We start from the raw sequence: 18519 nt of genomic DNA, 5'->3' as shown, positions 1-18519 counted from the left end.
CCTCCACCAGCCCTCCACTGTCCTCCACCGGCCCTCCACCTCCCTGTGCCGCGGAATTCCAGGGCATGAGCGAACATCCTCCCGGGAATGGGCGGCGATAGCCTGGATTCGTCGTAGGAATGTGGAGGAAAGTGGAGTAAAGTGGGGCGCACCTCGAGTTGGCCGGACGGAGAGGGGGTGATGGCCGATGCTGCTGGGCACGCACTCACCGAAGCTGGACGACAAGGGACGGGTCATCCTTCCCGCGAAGTTCCGCGAGGACCTGGGCGGCGGCATCGTCGTCACCCGGGGCCAGGAGCGCTGCCTCTACGTCTTCAGCACGGCCGAGTTCGAGGCGATGCACGAGCGGATCCGTCAGGCGCCGCTCGCCAACAAGCAGGCGCGTGACTTCATGCGCATGTTCCTCTCCGGCGCCAGCGCGGAGATGCCCGACAGCCAGAACCGCATCACCATCCCCGCCCACCTGCGTCAGTACGCAGGTCTTCAGAAGGAACTCATCGTGACCGGAGTCGGCGCCCACGCCGAGATCTGGGACGCGGAGAGCTGGAACGCTTACCTCGCCGCCGGCGAGGAGTCCTACGCCGAGCTGGAGCAGGAGGTGATTCCCGGACTGTTCTGACCACGGCTGTGATGCCCCGCCGCTCCCGCCCCGACACACTTCCCCGGTGCCGGGTCGAGATGCGGAGGGGGATCAGAGCCGAAGGTCGGACCCGAGAGAGATCATGAACCTCCGCGACATCCACACTCCTGTCCTGCTCGACCGCTGCGTCGAGCTCCTCGCGCCCGCCCTCCAGGAGGACGGCGCCGTGCTCGTCGACGCCACCCTCGGCATGGGCGGCCATTCCGAGGCGCTGCTCGAGCGATTCCCCGGCATCCGTCTCATCGGGCTGGACCGGGACACCGACGCGCTGAAGATCGCGGGGGAGCGGCTCGCCCGGTTCCGGGATCGGGTCACGCTCGTCCACACCGTCTACGACGAGATCGGGCTGCACGCTCAGGGCGCCGCCGGGATCCTGTTCGACCTGGGTGTCTCGTCGCTGCAGCTGGACGAGGCCGAACGCGGCTTCGCGTATTCCAAGGACGCTCCGCTCGACATGCGGATGGATCAGACGAAGGGCATCACCGCCGCCGAGGTCATCGCCAGCTACAGCGAGGGGAACCTGCGGCGCATCTTCGAGCGGTACGGGGAGGAGAAGCTCGCCGGCCGGTATGCGCGCTTCATCATCGACGCCCGTCAGAAGCAGCCGATCACGCGATCGGGTGAGCTCGTCGACATCCTCGTGGCCGCAACCCCCGCGGCAGCGCAGCGATCAGGGCACCCGGCGAAGCGCGTGTTCCAGGCCCTTCGGATCGAGGTCAACGCCGAGCTGAACGTCCTCGCTGACGCGATCCCCGCCGCGATGGACGCCCTCGCGGTCGGAGGACGCATCGTGGTGATGTCGTACCAGTCCCTCGAGGACCGGCTGGTCAAGCAGGCCTTCGCCGCCGCCTCCTCCTCGACGGCGCCCGCCGGGTTGCCTGTCGAACTGCCCGAGCACGCCCCCCGATTCCGCATCCTGACCAAGGGGGCGGAACTCGCCGACGACGAAGAGCGCGCACGCAATCCGCGTGCGATACCGGTGCGCCTGCGCGCCGCCGAGAAGGTGCGGGAGAGCGCATGAGCATGAACGCAGTCCGCAAGCCAGCCCTGCCACTGCAGCCGGCCGCCCCGGAGACGACGCCGGAGCGGCGCCTGCGGCCGGTGACGGCCCCGGCACGACGCCGCAAGCCGAAGCTCGCCTACGCGCTCGTCGCGCTGGGCGGCGCCCTGGCCATCGGCGCGGGTCAGGTCGGGCTCTCGCTCGCCATCACCCAGGATTCGTTCACCCTCGCGGGGCTCACGTCCCAGCAGCGTGAACTCGACCTCCGGACCGATGCGCTGCAGGAAGAGCTCACGGGACTGAGCTCCCCGCAGGTGCTCGCCAGCAGCGCCGCCGACCTCGGCATGGTCGTGGCGGGCGCCCCGTCCTATCTCCGCCTCAGCGACGGTGCCGTCTTCGGCGCGGGTACCGGGGCGGAGGGGGTGTCCACGATCGATCCCAACGGGAAGGCGGCCGTCGGCAACGTCCTCGTCACGGAGGAGACGCCGCCGGCGACGGACACGGCGAACGAGGAGACGGGCGGCACATCGCCGGCGCAAGACCTGCCACCGGCCATCACCGACGGCCTGCCCAGCCCCACGACGCACTGACCATCCCGAGCGACGGAGAGATCCCATGACGACACGAGCCACGCGCGGACCGCGGCGACGCACCGTCGTCGCCCTGGCGGTCATCCTTTCCATCCTGGTGGCGTTCGTCGTCCGCCTCATCGACATCCAGGTGGTGAGCGCCGACGAGCACGTCAGCCAATCCCTCGAGCACATCGGCGACGGCTCGAAGATCCCCGGCCAGCGGGGATCCATCGTCGACTCCGAGGGCACGGTCCTCGCGTCGAGCGTCATGGTCTACGACGCGCAGCTCAGCCCGCAGGTCATCAGGCTCACGGAGGAGAAGGATCCGGCTCTGCCGTGGGCCGAGGCCTCCGAGAAGATCGCCGCGATCACGGGGGTGCCGGGAGACGAGATCCGCAAGCGTGTCTCCGACGCCCTCGCCGAGAACCCGAACAGCCAGTACGCGCCCTTGAAAACCGGGTTGAACACCGAGCAGTACATCGCGCTCCGCGACCTCGGCCTCGGGTCTTACCTGGCGCTGAAGCCGCGCGAGACCCGGGTCTACCCCAACGGGGCCGTCGCCGGCAACGTGCTGGGCTTCCTCGACAACACGGGCGAGGCCAAAGCCGGTGTCGAGCAGCTCGAGCAGGCATGCCTGGCGCCCGTGGACGGTGAGAAGACCTATCGCAAGGGCAAGGACGGGGTCGTGATCCCGGGCAGCGAATCCGTCACCGACGCCGTCGACGGCGGCACGGTGCAGCTCACCATCAACAGCGACCTGCAGTGGTACCTCCAGCAGATGATCGGCGAAGAGGCCCAGAAGCAGGGCGCCAAGGGCGGGACCGTGACGGTCGTCGAGGTGGGCACCGGGAAGATCCGCGCCGCCGCCGAGTGGCCGGCCATGGACCCGAACGACCTGGACTCCTCCACGCCGGAGACGCGTTACAGCCAGATCTTCCACCGCGACTTCGAGCCGGGCTCCACCTTCAAGGCGATCACCGCGGCCGCGGCGATGGAGGGTGCCGGTCTCACTCCGCTCAGCACGGTCACGGCGTCATCGCGCGAGACGTTCCCCAACGGCGCCGTGGTCAACGACGCGTTCAGCCACCCCGCCTACAACTACACGCTGGCCGGTGGACTGATCGACTCGTCCAACACCGCGCTGTCGAAGTTCGGCACGATGGTCGCCCCCGAGGTCCGCTACGACTACCTGCAGCGCTTCGGCGTCGGGCAGAAGACGCTGGACTTCCCCTCCGAGGTGGGCGGCATCCTCCACCCGGTGAGCGACTGGGACAGTCAGTCGCTCTACACGACGACGTTCGGCCAGTACTTCACGGTGACGGCCCCCCAGCTCGCCGGCGCGTACCAGGCCATCGCCAACGGCGGGGAGAAGATCGACCTGTCGATGGTCGAGTCCTGCACGGCCCCCGACGGGACCGTCACGGAGACCCCGAAGCCGAAGCACGAGCAGATCGTGAAGGAGCAGACCGCGGCCGACCTGACCCGGATGCTGGAGAACGTCGCAGTGCAGGGCGGCAACGCCGATCGCATCCAGGTCCCCGGCTACCGGGTGACCAGCAAGACCGGTACCGCGCAGGTGTCGGACGGCAAGGGCGGCTACAAGGCCGGCGTGTACTACACCAGCATGGTGGGCTTCGCTCCCGTCGACGACCCCCAGTACGTCGTCGTGGTGACCCTCGACGAGCCGACTAAGGTTGTATCGTCCGCGGCCACCGCTTCCGCCTTCCAGAAGGCGATGACGCAGGTGATGAAGACCTATCGCGTGATGCCGTCCTCTGTCCCGATGGACGCGCTCCTCCCCAAGTTCGGATAGCCGGCGAGAGCCGCGCATGGAGATGACATGATCGCCCTGACGCTCGCTGAGATCGCTGCCGCCATCGGTGGTGAACTGCGCGTGGCCGGAGAGCACACGCCGGAGACGGTGGTCGACGGCATCGTCGACACCGATTCCCGCACCATGGAGGCGGGTTCGATCTTCGTCGCCAAGCCCGGTGCCGAGACGGACGGGCACCGTTTCGTCGGCGCCGCCGTCGAAGCCGGTGCCGTGCTGGCGATCGTCGAGCACCCGGTCGACGTCGATGTCTCGCAGATCGTCGTGCCCGATGCCGTCGCCGCGCTCGGCGACCTCGCCCGCGAGGTCGTGGCGCGCGTGCGCGCCGGCGGGAACCTCCGCATCGTCGGCATCACCGGCTCCAACGGCAAGACGACGACCAAGAACTTCCTCGCCCGCATCCTCGAGGACGAGGGTGAGACCGTCGCTCCGGTGAAGTCCTTCAACAATGAGGTCGGCGCCCCGGTGACGATGCTCCGCGTCACGCATGACACCCGCTTCCTCGTGAGCGAGTTCGGCGCCGCCGCCCCAGGCAGCATCGCGCGGCTCGCCGGCCTCGTCGAGCCCGACCTCGTCGTCGTGCTCATGGTCGGCATGGCGCACGCCGGGGGCTTCGGCGGCATCGAGGCCACCGCGAAGGCCAAGTCCGAGCTCGTCGCCGCGGCCCGCGTGCCCGGCACCGCCGTGCTCAACGCCGACGACCCCCGCGTCTGGGCGATGCGGGAGCTCGCGGAGAGCCGCGGCCTCCGGGTCGTCGGCTTCGGCCAGTCCGCCGCGGCCGCCGTGCACGCGCGGGACATCGAGGTGTCGGCCTCCGGAACGCAGTGCGTGATCGAGGCCGCGGGAGAGGAGCTGCCGCTGCGGCTGCGCGTCCTCGGGGCCCACCACGTCACGAACGCCCTCGCCGCGATCACCGCCGCCGTGGAGCTCGGCGTGGCTCCATCGGAGGCCGTGTCCCGGTTGGAGACCGTCGAGATCGCCGAGCGCTGGCGCATGCAGCCGCTGGGCAACGACCGCGTCCGCATCATCAACGACGCGTACAACGCCAGCCCCGATTCGATGGCGGCCGCGCTGCGGACGCTCGCGCAGATCACCGGACCGGACGAGCGCACCGTCGCCGTGCTCGGTGCCATGAGCGAGCTCGGCGAGAGCGCCGGGGAAGAGCACGACCGCATCGGTCTGCTCGCCGTGCGCCTCAACATCCGGCGCATCGTCGTCGTCGGGCCTGAGGCCCGTCGGCTCTACCTCGCCGCCGTCGGCGAGGGGTCGTGGGACAGCGAGGCCGTGCATCTGCCGGACCAGGACGCCGCGTTCGAGTACCTCCGCACCGAGCTGCGCGACGGTGACCGGGTCCTCGTGAAGTCGTCCAACTCCGTGGGCCTCCGGCATCTCGGCGATCGTCTGGGAGAATTGTTCTCGTGAGGTCCCTCATCATGGCGGCGGCCATCTCGCTCGCCTTCACTCTCTTCCTGACTCCCGTCTTCCTCCGGCTCTTCCGGAAGTGGGGCTGGGGGCAGGTCATCCGCACCCCGGAAGCCGCCGGCAACCCCAGCCACGAGGCCAAGCGCGGCACGCCCACGATGGGCGGGGTCATCTTCATCCTCGGCTCGATCGTGGGCTACTTCACCGGCGTCCTCGTCAGCGGGGAGACGCCGGCGCTGTCCGCGATCCTCGTCATCTGGCTCATGGTGGGCTTCGGCGTGGTCGGGTTCATCGACGACTACATGAAGGTGCGCAGCCAGCGCAGCCTCGGGCTGTCGGGGTGGCGCAAGGTGATCGGTCAGCTCATCGTCGTGATCCCCTTCGGCATCGTGGCGCTGAACTTCCCGAACAAGTGGGGGCAGACGCCGGCCAGCGCGTCGATCTCCCTCTTCCGGGACATCACCTGGCTGAACCTCTTCGCGTTCGGCGTCATCCTGGGCTGGATCCTCTACCTCGCCTGGATCTCGATCATCGGGGTCGCGACCTCCAACAGCGTCAACCTCACCGACGGCCTCGACGGCCTCGCCGCCGGCGCGGGCGTGATCGTCGTCGGCGCCTACAGCCTCATCGCGTTCTGGCAGTTTAAGCAGCCCTGCATCGGGGGAGACCCCGGTTCCCTCGGCGGTTGCTACGAGGTGCGCGACCCGTTCAACCTCGCGATCATCTCGGCCTCGTTCGCCGCCAGCCTCATCGGGTTCCTGTGGTGGAACGCCCCGAAGGCGAAGGTCTTCATGGGCGACGTGGGCTCGATGGCCATCGGCGGCGTCATCACCGCGATGGCGGTCATGACCCGCACCGAACTGCTGCTCCTCATCATCGCCGGCGTCTTCGTGCTCGCCTCCGGATCCGTGATCCTGCAGCGCGCCTACTTCAAGATCACCCGCGGCAAGCGGCTGTTCCTCATGAGCCCGTTCCACCACCACCTCGAGATGCGGGGCTGGTCGGAGGTCACCATCGTGGTGCGCATGTGGATCATCGCGGGTCTTCTCGCTGTGTCGGCCGTCGGGCTCTTCTACGTCGAATGGCTGACCCGTGTCGGCTGAGCGTCTGGCCGGGCTGACGAGCTGGCACGCCGACTGGAGCGGCCTGCGCGTCGCCGTCCTCGGCCTCTCCATGACCGGCTTCTCCGTGGCCGACACCCTCGCGGAGCTCGGTGCCGACGTCCTCGTGCTCAGCGAGTCCGCGGAGGAGGAGTACGCCCGCCTTCTGCCCGTCATCGGCGCACGGCTGGAGCTCGGACCGCTCGACGCCGTGCCCGAGGCGCTGACGGCGTTCGCACCCGAGGTCGTCATCGCGTCCCCGGGGTTCGCTCCGGCGCACCCGGTCATCCGCTGGGCCCAGGACGAGGGCATCGCCCTGTGGGGTGACGTCGAGCTCGCCTGGCGGGTGCGCGACAAGGTCCTCCGCGCGGACGGCACGCCGGCGGACTGGGTGCTCATCACCGGCACCAACGGCAAGACGACCACGACCCAGCTCACGGCGACGCTGCTCGTCGCCGGCGGGCTCCGGGCCGCACCATGCGGCAACATCGGCGTCCCCGTGCTCGACGCGGTGCGGGACCCCGCCGGCTTCGACGTGCTCGTCGTCGAACTCTCCAGTCACCAGCTCTGGTATCTCGGCCTGTCGCGCCCGGAGGGCGAGCTCTTCCCGCACGCCGCGGTCTGCCTGAACCTCGCCGACGATCATCTGGTCTGGCATGGCAGCGCCCAGGCCTACCGCGACGCGAAGGCCCTGGTCTATCGGAACACCCGCGTCGCCTGCGTCTACAACAAGGCCGACGAGGCCACGCGTCGGATGGTGGAGGAGGCCGAGGTCGTCGAGGGTGCTCGTGCCATCGGCTTCGACCTCGGCATCCCCGGGCCGAGCGACCTCGGCGTCGTGGAGGGGCTGCTCGTCGATCGGGCCTTCCTCGACGACCGCGCGCGCAGCGCCCTGGAGCTGACGACGGTCGCCGACCTGGAGGCCGCAGGACTGTCGGCCCCGCACATCGTGCAGAACATCCTCGCCGCCAGTGCTCTCGCCCGCTCCCTCGGAGTCGAGCCCGAGGCGATCCACGGCGCACTGCAGACCTTCCGCCTGGACGCGCACCGCATCGAGGTGGTCGCCCGGCATGCCGGCATCACCTGGGTCGACGACTCCAAGGCGACGAACCCGCACGCGGCGGCGTCGTCGCTGCGCGCGTACCCCGGAGCGGTGTGGGTCGTGGGCGGCGATCTCAAGGGCGTCGACATCGGCGATCTCGTCGCCGACGCGGGCGCGACCGCGCGCGCGGCGGTCGTCATCGGCGTGGACCGCGCGGCGGTCGTCGCGGCATTCGAGCGACACGCGCCGACGGTGCCGGTCTTCGAGGTCGAAGCTGGTGACACTGGACAGGTCATGAACCGCGTCGTGGAGATCGCGGCGGGGATCGTCGACGGGGAGGGCACCGTGCTCCTCGCTCCCGCCGCTGCATCCTTCGACCAGTTCTCCAGCTACGCGGATCGGGGCCACCGCTTCGCCGAGGCGGTGCGGGAATGGATCGATCGGGGGAGCGCCGATGACGCAGGTGGCTCGCCCTCCGCGGTCTGAGTCGGGAGGCCTCGCGGCACGGGTCTCGCTCGGACGCCGGTTCACCCCGGTGTCGACCGAGTTCCTGCTGATCGCGTCGACCGCCCTGCTCCTGACGATCTTCGGTCTCGTGATGGTGCTGTCCGCGACGAGCGCGACGGCGGTGGCCAAGGCGCAGAACCCGTTGGACGGCGCTCTCCGGCAAGGTGTGTTCGCCCTGCTCGGCATCCCGATGATGTTCCTCATCAGCCGCTTCCCCGTGGCGTTCCTCAAGCGCATGGCGTGGCCGGCGCTGTTCGGCGCCGTGGCCCTGCAGCTCCTGGTGTTCACTCCACTCGGCGTCGCCGACGGCGGAAACCGGAACTGGATCCAGGTGGCGGGCTTCCAGATGCAGCCGTCCGAGTTCCTCAAGCTGGCGCTCGCCCTGTGGATCGCCGCGGTCCTGCTGCGCAAGCAGACCATGCTCGGCACCTGGCACCACGTCTTCATACCCGTCGTCCCCGTCGGCGCGCTGGCGATCGGCACCGTGCTCGCGGGTAAGGACCTCGGCACCGCGATGGTGCTGGTCCTCATCCTCCTCGGCTGCCTCTTCTTCTCCGGGGTGAAGCTGCGGCTGTTCATCATCCCGATGATCCTGGGCGTGGCTGCTGTCCTCGCTTATGCGCTCTCCAGCAAGGACCGCATGCGGCGCATCACCGCCACCTGCGACGACATGACGCTCTATTACAACGATTGCTACCAGTCGATCCACGGCATCTGGGGCATGGCCTCCGGCGGTGTCTTCGGACTCGGCCTCGGCAACTCCCAGGAGAAGTACGGGTGGCTCCCCGCCGCCGGCAACGACTTCATCTTCGCGATCGTCGGCGAGGAGCTGGGGCTGATCGGCTGCATCGTCGTGCTCGCCCTCTTCACGTTCTTCACCGTGGGTGTCTTCCATGTCATCCGCAAGACGTCAGACCCGTTCATCCGCGTCGCGGCCGGGGGGATCACGGTGTGGATCGTGGGTCAGGCCGTGCTGAACGTCGGCGTGGTCATCGGGGTCTTCCCCGTGATGGGCGTGCCCCTTCCCTTCATGTCCCAGGGGGGGACGGCGCTCTTGGCCGTGCTCATCGCCTGCGGTGTCCTGCTGGCTTTCGCGCGGACCATCCCGGTCGCCGAGAAGCAGTCAGCCGAGCGGGGTAGGGTCGCGAGGTGACTTCGTACCTCCTCGCCGGCGGTGGCACCGCCGGCCATGTCAATCCGCTGCTCGCTGTCGCCGACGCGCTGCGTGAGCGCGACCCCGCCGCGACGATCCTCGTGCTCGGCACGGCCGAAGGCCTGGAGTCCCGCCTCGTCCCCGAGCGCGGCTACGAGCTGCTCATCGTCGACAAGGTGCCGTTCCCGCGGCGCCCGAACGCGCAGGCCGCGGCGTTCCCCGCGCGGTTCCGCCGGGCGATCGCCCAGGTGCGTGCGCACATCCGGCAGCACGGCATCGACGTCGTGGTGGGCTTCGGCGGCTACGCCTCCGCACCCGCCTACGTGGCCGCGCGTCGCGAGCGCGTGCCCTTCGTCGTCCACGAGGCCAACGCGAAGCCCGGGCTGGCGAACGTGCTCGGTGCCCGTGCGGCCGCGGGCGTGGGCGTCGCGTTCGCCGGAACGCCGCTCCGCGGGAGCGAGGTGGTCGGCATGCCGCTGCGGCGCGAGGTCATCACGCTCGACCGGGCGGCACAGCGGGCCGAGGCGGCCGAGTACTTCGGACTCGATGCCGATCGTCCTGTCCTTCTCGTCTTCGGCGGCTCGCTCGGAGCGCAGCGGTTGAACGACGCCCTCGCGGACTCCTGGCGCGACATCCTCGCTGCCGGTTGGCAGCTGCTGCACGTCACCGGGGAGCGCAGCGACCTCGCCGACCCGGGAGTGCCCGGCTACGCCCTCCGCCGGTATGTCGACCGCATGGATCTCGCGTTCGCACTGGCCGACCTCATCGTGTCGCGTTCGGGATCGGCCACGGTGAGCGAGATCAGCGCGCTCGGCATCCCCGCGCTGTACGTGCCGTACTCGGTGGGCAACGGAGAGCAGCGTCTGAACGCCGGATCGGCCGTGGCCGCCGGTGCCGCGCAGCTCCTCGACGACGCGACCTTCGACGGCGACGCCGTCCGGCGGATCGTCGTGCCGCTGCTCGGCGATCCCGACCGCATCCGTCGGATGGCGGAGGCGGCGGAGACCGCGGGCACCCGCACCGGCACCGAGAACGTCGTGGCGATGATCGATCGTGCCCTCGGTGCGGCGTGACGCCGCCGCCCGGACGAGAACGAAAAGTAGACTGAAGCGGACATGATCAGACCCGACCTCTCCCTCCCCATCCCCGAGACGATCACCGCCGCGCACTTCATCGGCATCGGTGGATCCGGGATGAGCGGACTCGCCAAGATGTTCCTCGACGCGGGCATCCGCGTCTCCGGCAGCGACCGCGCCGACAGCGACAACCTGCGGGCGCTGGCCGCGGCGGGTGCGACGGTCCACGTCGGTCATGATGCCGCCCACCTCGGCGACGCCGACACGGTCGTGCACACCGGCGCCATCTGGCCGGAGAACCCCGAGTTCGTCACCGCCAAGGAGCGGGGCCTGCACGTCATCCACCGGTCTCAGGCGCTGCACTGGCTGATCGGCACGCGGCGCCTCGTCTCGGTGGCGGGTGCGCACGGCAAGACGACCTCGACGGGGATGATCGTCACCGCGTTGCGTGACCTCGGCGCCGATCCGCACTTCGTCAACGGCGGCGTCATCGAGCAGCTCGGCACGTCCAGCGCGACCGGGAGCGGCGACCTCTTCGTCATCGAGGCGGACGAGTCCGACGGCACCTTCCTCCTCTACGACACGGCTGTGGCGCTCATCACGAACGTCGACCCCGATCACCTCGACCACTACGGCTCCGACGAGGCCTTCCACGACGCCTTCGTGCGGTTCGCGGATGCCGCGTCGGAGGCGGTCGTCATCTCCAGCGACGACCCCGGCGCGCTCAGGGTCCTGGCAGGGCTGTCCCACCCGCGGGTCCTGACGTTCGGTCAGGCCGAGCACGCGGATGTCCGCGTCAGCGAGATCGTCACCGCGGGCCCCGTCGCGGCGGTCGTCTCGCACGGAGGGGAGACCGAGCGCATGCAGCTCGCGGTCCCCGGCGTGCACAACGCGATCAATGCGACGGGAGCGGTCGCCGTCCTCCTCGCGCTCGGCCACCCGCTCCGCGACGCCGTGCGCGCCATCGAGGGCTTCGCGGGAACCGTCCGTCGTCTCGAGCGCCACGGTGAGGAGCGCGGGGTCACGGTCTACGACGACTACTCCCATCACCCCACCGAGGTCCGCGCCGCGTTGGAGGCCATGCGCAGCCTGGCGGGTTCCGGCCGGCTGATCGCGATCCAGCAGCCGCACACGTACTCCCGGACGCAGCACATGTACCAGGAGTTCGCGGACGTCCTGGAGGAGCTCGCCGACCACACCGTGATGCTGGACGTCTACGGCGCCAGGGAAGACCCGGTGCCCGGCGTCACCGGTGAGCTGGTGAGCGGCGCGTTCCAGGACGCTTCCCGCGTGCACTTCGTCGCCGACTGGCAGGAGGCGGCCGACTACACGGCATCGGTCGCGGAGGAGGGCGACTTCGTCGTGACCCTCGGTTGCGGCAACGTCTACCAGATCATCCCGCAGGTGCTGGAGTCACTTCGCCGGACCGACGGGGCGTAGCCCATGCGCCGGCCGCCCCCACTCCCGAGCGCTCCGGATACTCCGGGGGAGACGGACGACGCGTCCGAACGGACCCTCCGCCGGCGTCCCGCCCCGCTGCCGTCGCCGGACGAGGGGGGAGACGCCTCGCCGGTCGGGTCCGCCGCAGTGATGCCCGAGGAACGGCCGGTCCCGCGTTCGTCCATGGATGTCTGGCGCGCCGCGCGCGCCCGTCGCAGGGCGCTCCGGGCGGAGATCCGTCGGTTCACCCAGCGATCCCGCCGGCGTCGTATCGTCTGGCTGAGCGCCCTCGGGGCCGTGGCGCTGCTGATCGGGGGGAGTGTCGCCGCCGCCTACAGCCCGCTCTTCGCTGTGCAGCGCATCACGGTCACCGGCACCACGACGATCGATCCCGCGGTGATCGAAGGCGCCCTCGCGGACCAGCTCGGGACGCCGCTCGCCCTGGTCGATACGAGCGAGGTCAAGGCGGCGTTGCTGACGTTCCCGCTCATCGAGACGTATGCCCTGGAAGCACGTCCACCGCACGACCTGACCGTGCGCATCGTCGAGCGTACGCCGATCGGGGTGGTCGAGTCGGGTGCCGGCTTCACCCTCGTGGACGCAGCGGGCGTCGCTCTCTCGACGACAGCCCAGCGCCCGGCGGGGCAGCCGTTGGTGGAGGTGGAGGGCGGGGTCGACTCGGCCGCCTTCCGCAGCGCCGGGCTCGTCGTCCGAGCGCTCCCGGCGGACATCCGCAAGACACTCACCGGCGTGCGGGCCTCGACGGCGGACGACGTGACCTTGACCCTCGACTCCGGCCTCACGGTCGTGTGGGGGAGTCAGGAGGACTCGGGGTTGAAGGCGCTCGCACTCTCCGCCGCGCTCGTGAAGAACCCCGATGCCTCGTCGATCGACGTCACGTCTCCCGACGTGGCGGTCGTCGGCTGATCTCTTTCGGCGGGAATGGCGCGACACGCCCATGTCGCTGCGCGTGCGCGGCCAGGCGGCGCATACCTTCGATCTGAGAGAACGCAATACCGGGAAATACTTTACACCTCTAGTTGAGGTTTAAGGTTCACCCCTTCCAGGCTCTACTAATCGGAGGCCGGCCATGAGCCAGAACCAGAACTACCTCGCCGTGATCAAGGTCGTCGGCGTCGGCGGTGGCGGCGTCAACGCCGTCAACCGCATGATCGAGCTCGGTCTCCGCGGAGTCGAGTTCATCGCCGTCAACACCGACGCCCAGGCGCTGCTCATGAGCGACGCCGACGTCAAGCTGGACGTGGGCCGCGAGCTCACCCGCGGTCTCGGCGCCGGTGCCGACCCCGAGGTGGGTCGTCGCGCCGCAGAGGACCACGCGGAGGAGATCGAGCAGGCCCTGACCGGTGCCGACATGGTCTTCGTCACCGCCGGAGAGGGTGGTGGCACCGGAACCGGTGGTGCTCCCGTCGTCGCCCGCATCGCCAAGTCGATCGGTGCGCTGACCATCGGTGTCGTGACGAAGCCGTTCTCCTTCGAGGGGCGTCGTCGCCAGAGCCAGGCCGAGGCGGGCGTCGCGAAGCTGAAGGAAGAGGTCGACACCCTCATCGTCGTCCCGAACGACCGTCTGCTCGAGATCAGCGACCGCGGCATCTCGATGATCGAGGCGTTCGCGACTGCCGACCAGGTCCTCCTCGCCGGTGTGCAGGGCATCACCGACCTCATCACGACCCCCGGTCTCATCAACCTGGACTTCGCCGACGTGAAGTCGGTCATGCAGGGAGCGGGATCCGCCCTGATGGGCATCGGCTCGGCCCGCGGCGCCGACCGCGCGATCAAGGCGGCGGAGCTCGCCGTCGAGTCGCCGCTGCTCGAGGCCTCGATCGAAGGCGCGCACGGTGTGCTGCTGTCGATCCAGGGTGGCTCGAACCTCGGCATCTTCGAGATCCACGACGCCGCGGACCTCGTCAAGGAGGCCGCGCACCCGGAGGCCAACATCATCTTCGGCACGGTCATCGACGACACGCTCGGCGACGAGGTGCGGGTGACCGTGATCGCCGCCGGCTTCGACGGCGGCGAGCCCTCGCTGCGGCTGGACCCGATGGTCGTCTCGCGTCCTTCCACCGCGTCCCTTCCCGAGGTGGCGCTGTCGGAGACCTCCGAGCCTGCGGCCGAGAAGAGCACGCCCGAGCCCGCCTCGGCGCCGACGGCACCGCGCACGCCGACGACGAGCATCGAGCCGGCCTTCGCCGACGACGACATCGACATCCCCGAATTCCTGAAGTGACGACACCGGTCGGCGCTTCGGCGCCATCGGACCTGGCCGCGCGGCTGTCGGCGATCGACGAGAAGATCGCCGACGCCGCGCGTGCCGCCGGGCGGTCCCCCGAGGAGATCACCCGGATCGTCGTCACCAAGTTCCACCCCGCCTCCCTGGTGCGCGATCTGCACGCTCTCGGAGTGCACGCGGTGGGGGAGAACCGGCAGCAGGAGCTCACCGCCAAGGCGGGCGAGCTCTCCGGCCTCGACCTCGAGTGGCATTTCATCGGGCAGGGGCAGACGAACAAGGCCGCGGCGATCAGGCGGAGCGCCGACGTCGTGCATTCCGTGGACCGTGACCGGTTCGCGGACGCCCTGCACCGTGCGGCCGAGACCGACGAGGTGCTCGACGTACTCGTCCAGGTGAATCTCACCGAGGATGAGGGCAGGGGAGGCGTGGCGCCGGCGTCAGCCGTGGCGCTGGCCGAGCACGTGCTCGGCCTGTCCTCGCTGCGGCTCCGTGGTGTGATGGCCGTCGCGCCCCTCGACGAGGATCCCGCGCGCGCCTTCGCCCGTCTGCACCACATCGCCGCCGACGTGCGGACCGTCGCTCCCGACGCGACGTGGATCTCCGCCGGGATGACCGGCGACTTCGCCGAGGCCATCGCCGCCGGCGCGACACACCTGCGGATCGGTTCCGCAATCACGGGACCGCGCCCCGCCCGGGGTTAGCCTGTGACAAGACCAGCCCGAAACGTTCGAACCGGAGGACACGATGGGTAACCCGCTGAAGAAGACCATGGTGTATCTCGGCCTCGCCGACGAGGAAGAGGTCTACGAAGAGGAGACGCCGGCGCCCGCCCGCGCCCAGCGTGAGCGTGAGCGTGAGCGCGAAGAGCCGGCTCCGGCTCCCGTCACGCCCCTCCGTCGTCCCGTCGCCGTCCGCCAGCCCGCAGCAGGAGCCGTGAACGAGATCCTCACCGTCCACCCCAAGCAGTACCGCGACGCCCAGCTGATCGCGGAGAGCTTCCGCGAGGGCGTCCCGGTCATCATCAACCTCTCCCAGATGAGCGACGCCGACGCGCGCCGCCTCATCGACTTCGCGAGCGGTCTCTCCCTCGGCCTCTACGGCCGGATCGAGCGGGTGACCTCCAAGGTATTCCTGCTCTCGCCGGAGAACATCGCGGTGTCCGGCCACGGGGGTATCGCGCACGCAGACGCCGAGTCTGCGGGCTTCGACCACTCGTAGACCGTGCAGCTGGTCTCGGTCCTCGCCAGCATCGTCCATCTGGTGCTGCTGGTCTACATCCTCGTGCTCTTCGCGAGGCTCATCCTGGACTACATCCCGATGTTCAATCGGGAATGGCGTCCCAAGGGCTTCGGTCTCGTGGCCGCCGAGGCGGTGTACACCGTCACCGATCCGCCCATCCGGTTCTTCCGGCGGATCATCCCGCCGCTGCGTATCGGTCAGCTCTCGCTGGACTTCGGCTTCGCGCTGACCCTTCTGGTCGTCCTGATCCTGATGAACATCGTCCGGTTGTTCATCCGCTGACCACCCCGCGTGTCGCGCCCGGTGACGGCGGCGAGTTCACCGAGCCTGGGTGTCGTGGCATCGCGACCCCAAGGCTCGGGGGCTATGCTGGCACCCAGGTGCGCGCCCCGGGTTCGCGCCACATCACGAACACGCCATACATCGGTACTGGCAATCGAACTCATCGAAAGAGGAGCCACCCATGGCACTTACCCCGGATGACGTCGTCACCAAGCAGTTCCAGCACGTCCGCTTCAAGGACGGCTTCGACCCGGACGAGGTCGACGACTTCCTCGACGAGATCGTCATCGAGTGGCGCAAGGCCCTCGAGGAGAACGCCGAGCTGAAGGCGAAGCTCGCCGCTTATGAGTCGGGCTCCACGCCTGCTACCGCCGCTGCCGCCGAGCCGGAAGCCGCTGCTCCCGCCCCGGCCGCCGCCGAGGCTCCCGCCGCCGACGCCGCACCGACCGGCTCCGCGACCGCGACCGCCGGCATCATCGAGCTCGCGCAGCGTCTGCACGACGAGCACGTGGCCGAGGGTGAGGCCAAGCGCAACCAGCTCATCTCCGAGGCCGAGGCCGAGGTCGCTCGTATCCGCACGGAGGCCGAGGCGAAGCAGCGCGAGGAGACCGCACGCCTGGAGCGCGAGCGCAACACGCTGGAGGCGCGCATCACGGAGCTGCGCAACTTCGAGCGCGACTACCGCTCGCAGCTCCGCGGCTACATCGAGGGTCAGCTCCGCGAGCTCGACGAGAAGTCGGCCTCCACGGACTCCACGCCGGTCTCCGCGATCGGCCTGTAAGGCGCCCTCTTGTCAGGACGTCGTCCCCTTCGTCGGTCGGCGGCCGGTGCGATCGTTGCGATTCTCGCAGCGGTCGTGCTGGCCGCCGATCAGTTTGTGAAGTACCTCACCATCGAGAATCTGCCGCTCCACGAGGCGGTCCCGGTCCTCGGAGAGTTCCTGCAGCTCTACTACGTGCGCAACCCCGGTGCGGCGTTCTCCCTCGGGTCGGGCGTGACCTGGATCTTCACCATCGCCCTCGCGGTCGTCGCAGGCGTCATCGTCTGGAAGGCGTTCGGACTGCGGTCGCGTCTCTGGGCTGTCGTCCTCGGGTGCCTGCTCGGAGGCGTGCTCGGCAACCTGTCGGACCGTCTCTTCCGGGCCCCCGGCTTCCCGGTCGGGGAAGTGGTGGACATGATCTCCATGCCGTGGATGATGCCGGCGATCTTCAACGTCGCCGACATCTTCATCGTCACCGGGATGATCTCGGTGGCTCTGCTCGTCGTCTTCGGCCTCCGGTTCGACGGCACGCGAGAGCGGGACCACGCCCCGATCGAGACCGACGAGGACGCCGAGGCGGCTGCGGCGTCCGAGGAGCGCTGACCGTGGAGTCGCGTTCGCTGCCCGTCCCGGACGGGCTCGACGGTACGCGGGTCGATGCCGCCCTCGCCAAGCTCCTCGGGTTCTCGCGGACCTTCGCGGCGGAGGTGGCCGCATCCGGCGGCGTCCGCCTGGACGGCGTCACCCTCGACAAGTCGGACCGCCTGCGCGGCGGTGCGTGGCTGGACGTCGAGTGGGAGCCGAAGGAGGGGCCGAAGATCGTGCCCATCGCGGTGCCCGAACTCGGGATCGTTTACGACGACGATGACATCGTCGTGGTGGACAAGCCGACCGGGGTCGCTGCCCACCCCTCGCTCGGGTGGGAGGGACCCACGGTCGTCGGCGCTCTCGCCGCCGCCGGGTTCCGCGTCGCCACCAGCGGCGCGCCGGAGCGTCAAGGCGTCGTGCACCGGCTGGACGTCGGGACGAGCGGGCTCATGGTCGTCGCCAAGAGCGAGTCCGCGTACACGGCCCTCAAGCGCGCGTTCAAGGAGCGCACGGTCGAGAAGATCTATCACGCGGTGGTGCAGGGGCATCCGGACCCGCTCGTGGGCACGATCGATGCGCCGATCGGTCGGCACCCGAACCACTCCTGGAAGTTCGCCGTCGTCCCGGACGGGAAGCCCTCCGTGACACACTACGAGACGCTCGAGGCGTTTCCCGGTGCCTCTCTGCTCGAGATCCATCTGGAGACGGGTCGTACGCACCAGATCCGCGTGCACATGGCGGCGCACCGGCACCCGTGCGTCGGGGACCCGCTCTACGGCGCCGATCCGACGCTCTCCGCCCGCCTCGGACTCACGCGGCAGTGGCTGCACGCGCATCAGCTGGCATTCGCCCATCCGACGACGGGGGAGTGGGTGCAGTTCGCCTCGCCCTATCCGGAGGACTTCCAGCACGCGTTGGACGTGCTGCGCGGGGAATAGCTCATCCGCCGGGGCGTCAGCGCGCCGGTGTCCGGGGTGTCCGCCACACTGACCACATGAGCATCGTGGTGCGCCCGGCGACGGTCTTCGATGACGTCGCCGCGGTCGTGGGTCCGAAGAAGTCGACGTCGAACGTCTGCTTCTGCCTGAGCTATCGGATCGGCAACAAGGAGAACGTCTCCCTTCGCGGTCCCGCACGGGCCGAGCGGGTGCGTGAGCTCTGCCACCAGGATCCTCCCCCCGGCGTCCTCGCCTACCTCGACGACGAGCCGGTCGGCTGGGCGGCGTTGCACCCTCGACGCGACACGAGCTTCGCGCGCAATCGTCTCATCCCGCATGTCGACGACCTCGACGTGTGGTCACTGTGGTGCTTCCGGGTCCGCCCAGGGCATCGCAAACAGGGTGTCTCCCACGCCCTCATCGAGGGCGCGGTCGCCTACGCGCGCGATCGGGGCGCACCCGCGATCGAGGGGTATCCGGTCGACAACGCCGGCGCGAAGGTGAACCTCACGATGGCGTACGTCGGGACGCGGCGTCTCTTCGAGAGCGCGGGGTTCGCGAAGGCGGCGGACACGGGCTCCGTCCTCGACGGCTTCCCTCGCGTGCTCATGCGGCTGGACCTCCGCGAGAAAGCGTGAACCGGGAGCCGACGCCTCCTCGTGTCCGGGGCCGAACGTAGAC

The 18519-nt window shown here is 69.6% G+C and carries 19 protein-coding genes; all 19 read left to right on the top strand.

Annotated elements, in window-relative coordinates:
• The first annotated feature begins 187 nt into the window (after window positions 1-187).
• The 19 genes from mraZ to KZC57_RS03890 all read left to right on the top strand — a co-directional run bounded on the left by mraZ (window position 188) and on the right by KZC57_RS03890 (window position 18476).
• On the top strand, window positions 188-619 hold the full coding sequence (mraZ, locus tag KZC57_RS03980; RefSeq protein ID WP_025105095.1) for a division/cell wall cluster transcriptional repressor MraZ: 432 nt from the start codon (window positions 188-190) through the stop codon (window positions 617-619).
• Window positions 620-722: 103 nt separating this feature from the next.
• Complete coding sequence (rsmH, locus tag KZC57_RS03975; RefSeq protein ID WP_105950049.1) at window positions 723-1661, top strand: 16S rRNA (cytosine(1402)-N(4))-methyltransferase RsmH; 939 nt, start codon at window positions 723-725, stop codon at window positions 1659-1661.
• Complete coding sequence (locus KZC57_RS03970) at window positions 1658-2230, top strand: hypothetical protein (RefSeq protein ID WP_247641086.1); 573 nt, start codon at window positions 1658-1660, stop codon at window positions 2228-2230. Before rsmH ends, KZC57_RS03970 begins: the two co-directional genes overlap by 4 nt.
• A gap of 25 nt (window positions 2231-2255) precedes the next feature.
• Window positions 2256-4025: a penicillin-binding protein 2 gene (locus KZC57_RS03965; RefSeq protein WP_144881299.1), complete on the top strand. Its 1770-nt coding sequence runs from the start codon at window positions 2256-2258 to the stop codon at window positions 4023-4025.
• A gap of 27 nt (window positions 4026-4052) precedes the next feature.
• Entirely contained in the window at window positions 4053-5465 is a 1413-nt protein-coding gene (gene murF, locus KZC57_RS03960; protein ID WP_060922675.1) for a UDP-N-acetylmuramoyl-tripeptide--D-alanyl-D-alanine ligase, read from the top strand.
• Window positions 5462-6568 (top strand): phospho-N-acetylmuramoyl-pentapeptide-transferase, encoded by a 1107-nt coding sequence (gene mraY, locus KZC57_RS03955; protein WP_025105090.1) that lies wholly within the window; start codon window positions 5462-5464, stop codon window positions 6566-6568. Before murF ends, mraY begins: the two co-directional genes overlap by 4 nt.
• On the top strand, window positions 6558-8093 hold the full coding sequence (murD, locus tag KZC57_RS03950) for a UDP-N-acetylmuramoyl-L-alanine--D-glutamate ligase (protein WP_060922674.1): 1536 nt from the start codon (window positions 6558-6560) through the stop codon (window positions 8091-8093). The genes mraY and murD overlap by 11 nt, the downstream gene beginning before the upstream one ends.
• Window positions 8062-9267 carry a putative lipid II flippase FtsW gene (ftsW, locus tag KZC57_RS03945; protein ID WP_060922673.1) on the top strand — a complete coding sequence of 402 codons (1206 nt, stop codon included), beginning with the start codon at window positions 8062-8064 and terminating at the stop codon, window positions 9265-9267. Before murD ends, ftsW begins: the two co-directional genes overlap by 32 nt.
• Entirely contained in the window at window positions 9264-10340 is a 1077-nt protein-coding gene (locus KZC57_RS03940; protein ID WP_060922672.1) for a glycosyltransferase, read from the top strand. The genes ftsW and KZC57_RS03940 overlap by 4 nt, the downstream gene beginning before the upstream one ends.
• 42 nt (window positions 10341-10382) lie before the next feature.
• Window positions 10383-11783, top strand: a complete 1401-nt coding sequence (gene murC / locus KZC57_RS03935) for a UDP-N-acetylmuramate--L-alanine ligase (protein WP_060922671.1) — start codon at window positions 10383-10385, stop codon at window positions 11781-11783.
• A 183-nt stretch (window positions 11784-11966) separates the two neighbouring features.
• Entirely contained in the window at window positions 11967-12710 is a 744-nt protein-coding gene (locus KZC57_RS03930) for an FtsQ-type POTRA domain-containing protein (RefSeq protein ID WP_247641085.1), read from the top strand.
• A gap of 163 nt (window positions 12711-12873) precedes the next feature.
• Complete coding sequence (ftsZ, locus tag KZC57_RS03925; protein WP_247641084.1) at window positions 12874-14028, top strand: cell division protein FtsZ; 1155 nt, start codon at window positions 12874-12876, stop codon at window positions 14026-14028.
• The gene (locus KZC57_RS03920) at window positions 14025-14732 is read left to right on the top strand and encodes a YggS family pyridoxal phosphate-dependent enzyme (RefSeq protein ID WP_060922669.1); all 708 of its coding nucleotides are present in this window, start codon (window positions 14025-14027) and stop codon (window positions 14730-14732) included. The genes ftsZ and KZC57_RS03920 overlap by 4 nt, the downstream gene beginning before the upstream one ends.
• A 43-nt stretch (window positions 14733-14775) precedes the next feature.
• Window positions 14776-15249, top strand: coding sequence for a cell division protein SepF (locus KZC57_RS03915; protein ID WP_025105082.1), 474 nt, complete (start codon window positions 14776-14778; stop codon window positions 15247-15249).
• A gap of 3 nt (window positions 15250-15252) precedes the next feature.
• On the top strand, window positions 15253-15552 hold the full coding sequence (locus KZC57_RS03910; RefSeq protein ID WP_025105081.1) for a YggT family protein: 300 nt from the start codon (window positions 15253-15255) through the stop codon (window positions 15550-15552).
• A gap of 181 nt (window positions 15553-15733) precedes the next feature.
• The gene (locus tag KZC57_RS03905; protein ID WP_144881292.1) at window positions 15734-16333 is read left to right on the top strand and encodes a DivIVA domain-containing protein; all 600 of its coding nucleotides are present in this window, start codon (window positions 15734-15736) and stop codon (window positions 16331-16333) included.
• Between the two features lie 9 nt (window positions 16334-16342).
• The gene (gene lspA / locus KZC57_RS03900) at window positions 16343-16915 is read left to right on the top strand and encodes a signal peptidase II (protein WP_254635588.1); all 573 of its coding nucleotides are present in this window, start codon (window positions 16343-16345) and stop codon (window positions 16913-16915) included.
• Window positions 16916-16917: 2 nt separating this feature from the next.
• Window positions 16918-17838: an RluA family pseudouridine synthase gene (locus KZC57_RS03895; protein ID WP_060921224.1), complete on the top strand. Its 921-nt coding sequence runs from the start codon at window positions 16918-16920 to the stop codon at window positions 17836-17838.
• A gap of 56 nt (window positions 17839-17894) precedes the next feature.
• Window positions 17895-18476: a GNAT family N-acetyltransferase gene (locus KZC57_RS03890; protein ID WP_060921223.1), complete on the top strand. Its 582-nt coding sequence runs from the start codon at window positions 17895-17897 to the stop codon at window positions 18474-18476.
• Window positions 18477-18519: the final 43 nt, after the last annotated feature.

This window comes from Microbacterium sp. KSW4-4 (assembly GCF_023091185.1).
Classification (GTDB): Bacteria; Actinomycetota; Actinomycetes; order Actinomycetales; family Microbacteriaceae; genus Microbacterium; species Microbacterium paraoxydans.
Note: the sequence above shows the minus strand (reverse complement) of the source record. Positions and strands in the feature narration are given on the sequence as shown.

Coding starts and splice junctions, on each gene's coding strand:
- mraZ (WP_025105095.1), top strand. CDS start 188: ATGCTGCTGGGCACGCACTCACCGAAGCTGGACGACAAGGGACGGGTC.
- rsmH (WP_105950049.1), top strand. CDS start 723: ATGAACCTCCGCGACATCCACACTCCTGTCCTGCTCGACCGCTGCGTC.
- KZC57_RS03970 (WP_247641086.1), top strand. CDS start 1,658: ATGAGCATGAACGCAGTCCGCAAGCCAGCCCTGCCACTGCAGCCGGCC.
- KZC57_RS03965 (WP_144881299.1), top strand. CDS start 2,256: ATGACGACACGAGCCACGCGCGGACCGCGGCGACGCACCGTCGTCGCC.
- murF (WP_060922675.1), top strand. CDS start 4,053: ATGATCGCCCTGACGCTCGCTGAGATCGCTGCCGCCATCGGTGGTGAA.
- ftsW (WP_060922673.1), top strand. CDS start 8,062: ATGACGCAGGTGGCTCGCCCTCCGCGGTCTGAGTCGGGAGGCCTCGCG.
- murC (WP_060922671.1), top strand. CDS start 10,383: ATGATCAGACCCGACCTCTCCCTCCCCATCCCCGAGACGATCACCGCC.
- KZC57_RS03930 (WP_247641085.1), top strand. CDS start 11,967: ATGGATGTCTGGCGCGCCGCGCGCGCCCGTCGCAGGGCGCTCCGGGCG.
- ftsZ (WP_247641084.1), top strand. CDS start 12,874: ATGAGCCAGAACCAGAACTACCTCGCCGTGATCAAGGTCGTCGGCGTC.
- KZC57_RS03915 (WP_025105082.1), top strand. CDS start 14,776: ATGGGTAACCCGCTGAAGAAGACCATGGTGTATCTCGGCCTCGCCGAC.
- KZC57_RS03905 (WP_144881292.1), top strand. CDS start 15,734: ATGGCACTTACCCCGGATGACGTCGTCACCAAGCAGTTCCAGCACGTC.
- KZC57_RS03890 (WP_060921223.1), top strand. CDS start 17,895: ATGAGCATCGTGGTGCGCCCGGCGACGGTCTTCGATGACGTCGCCGCG.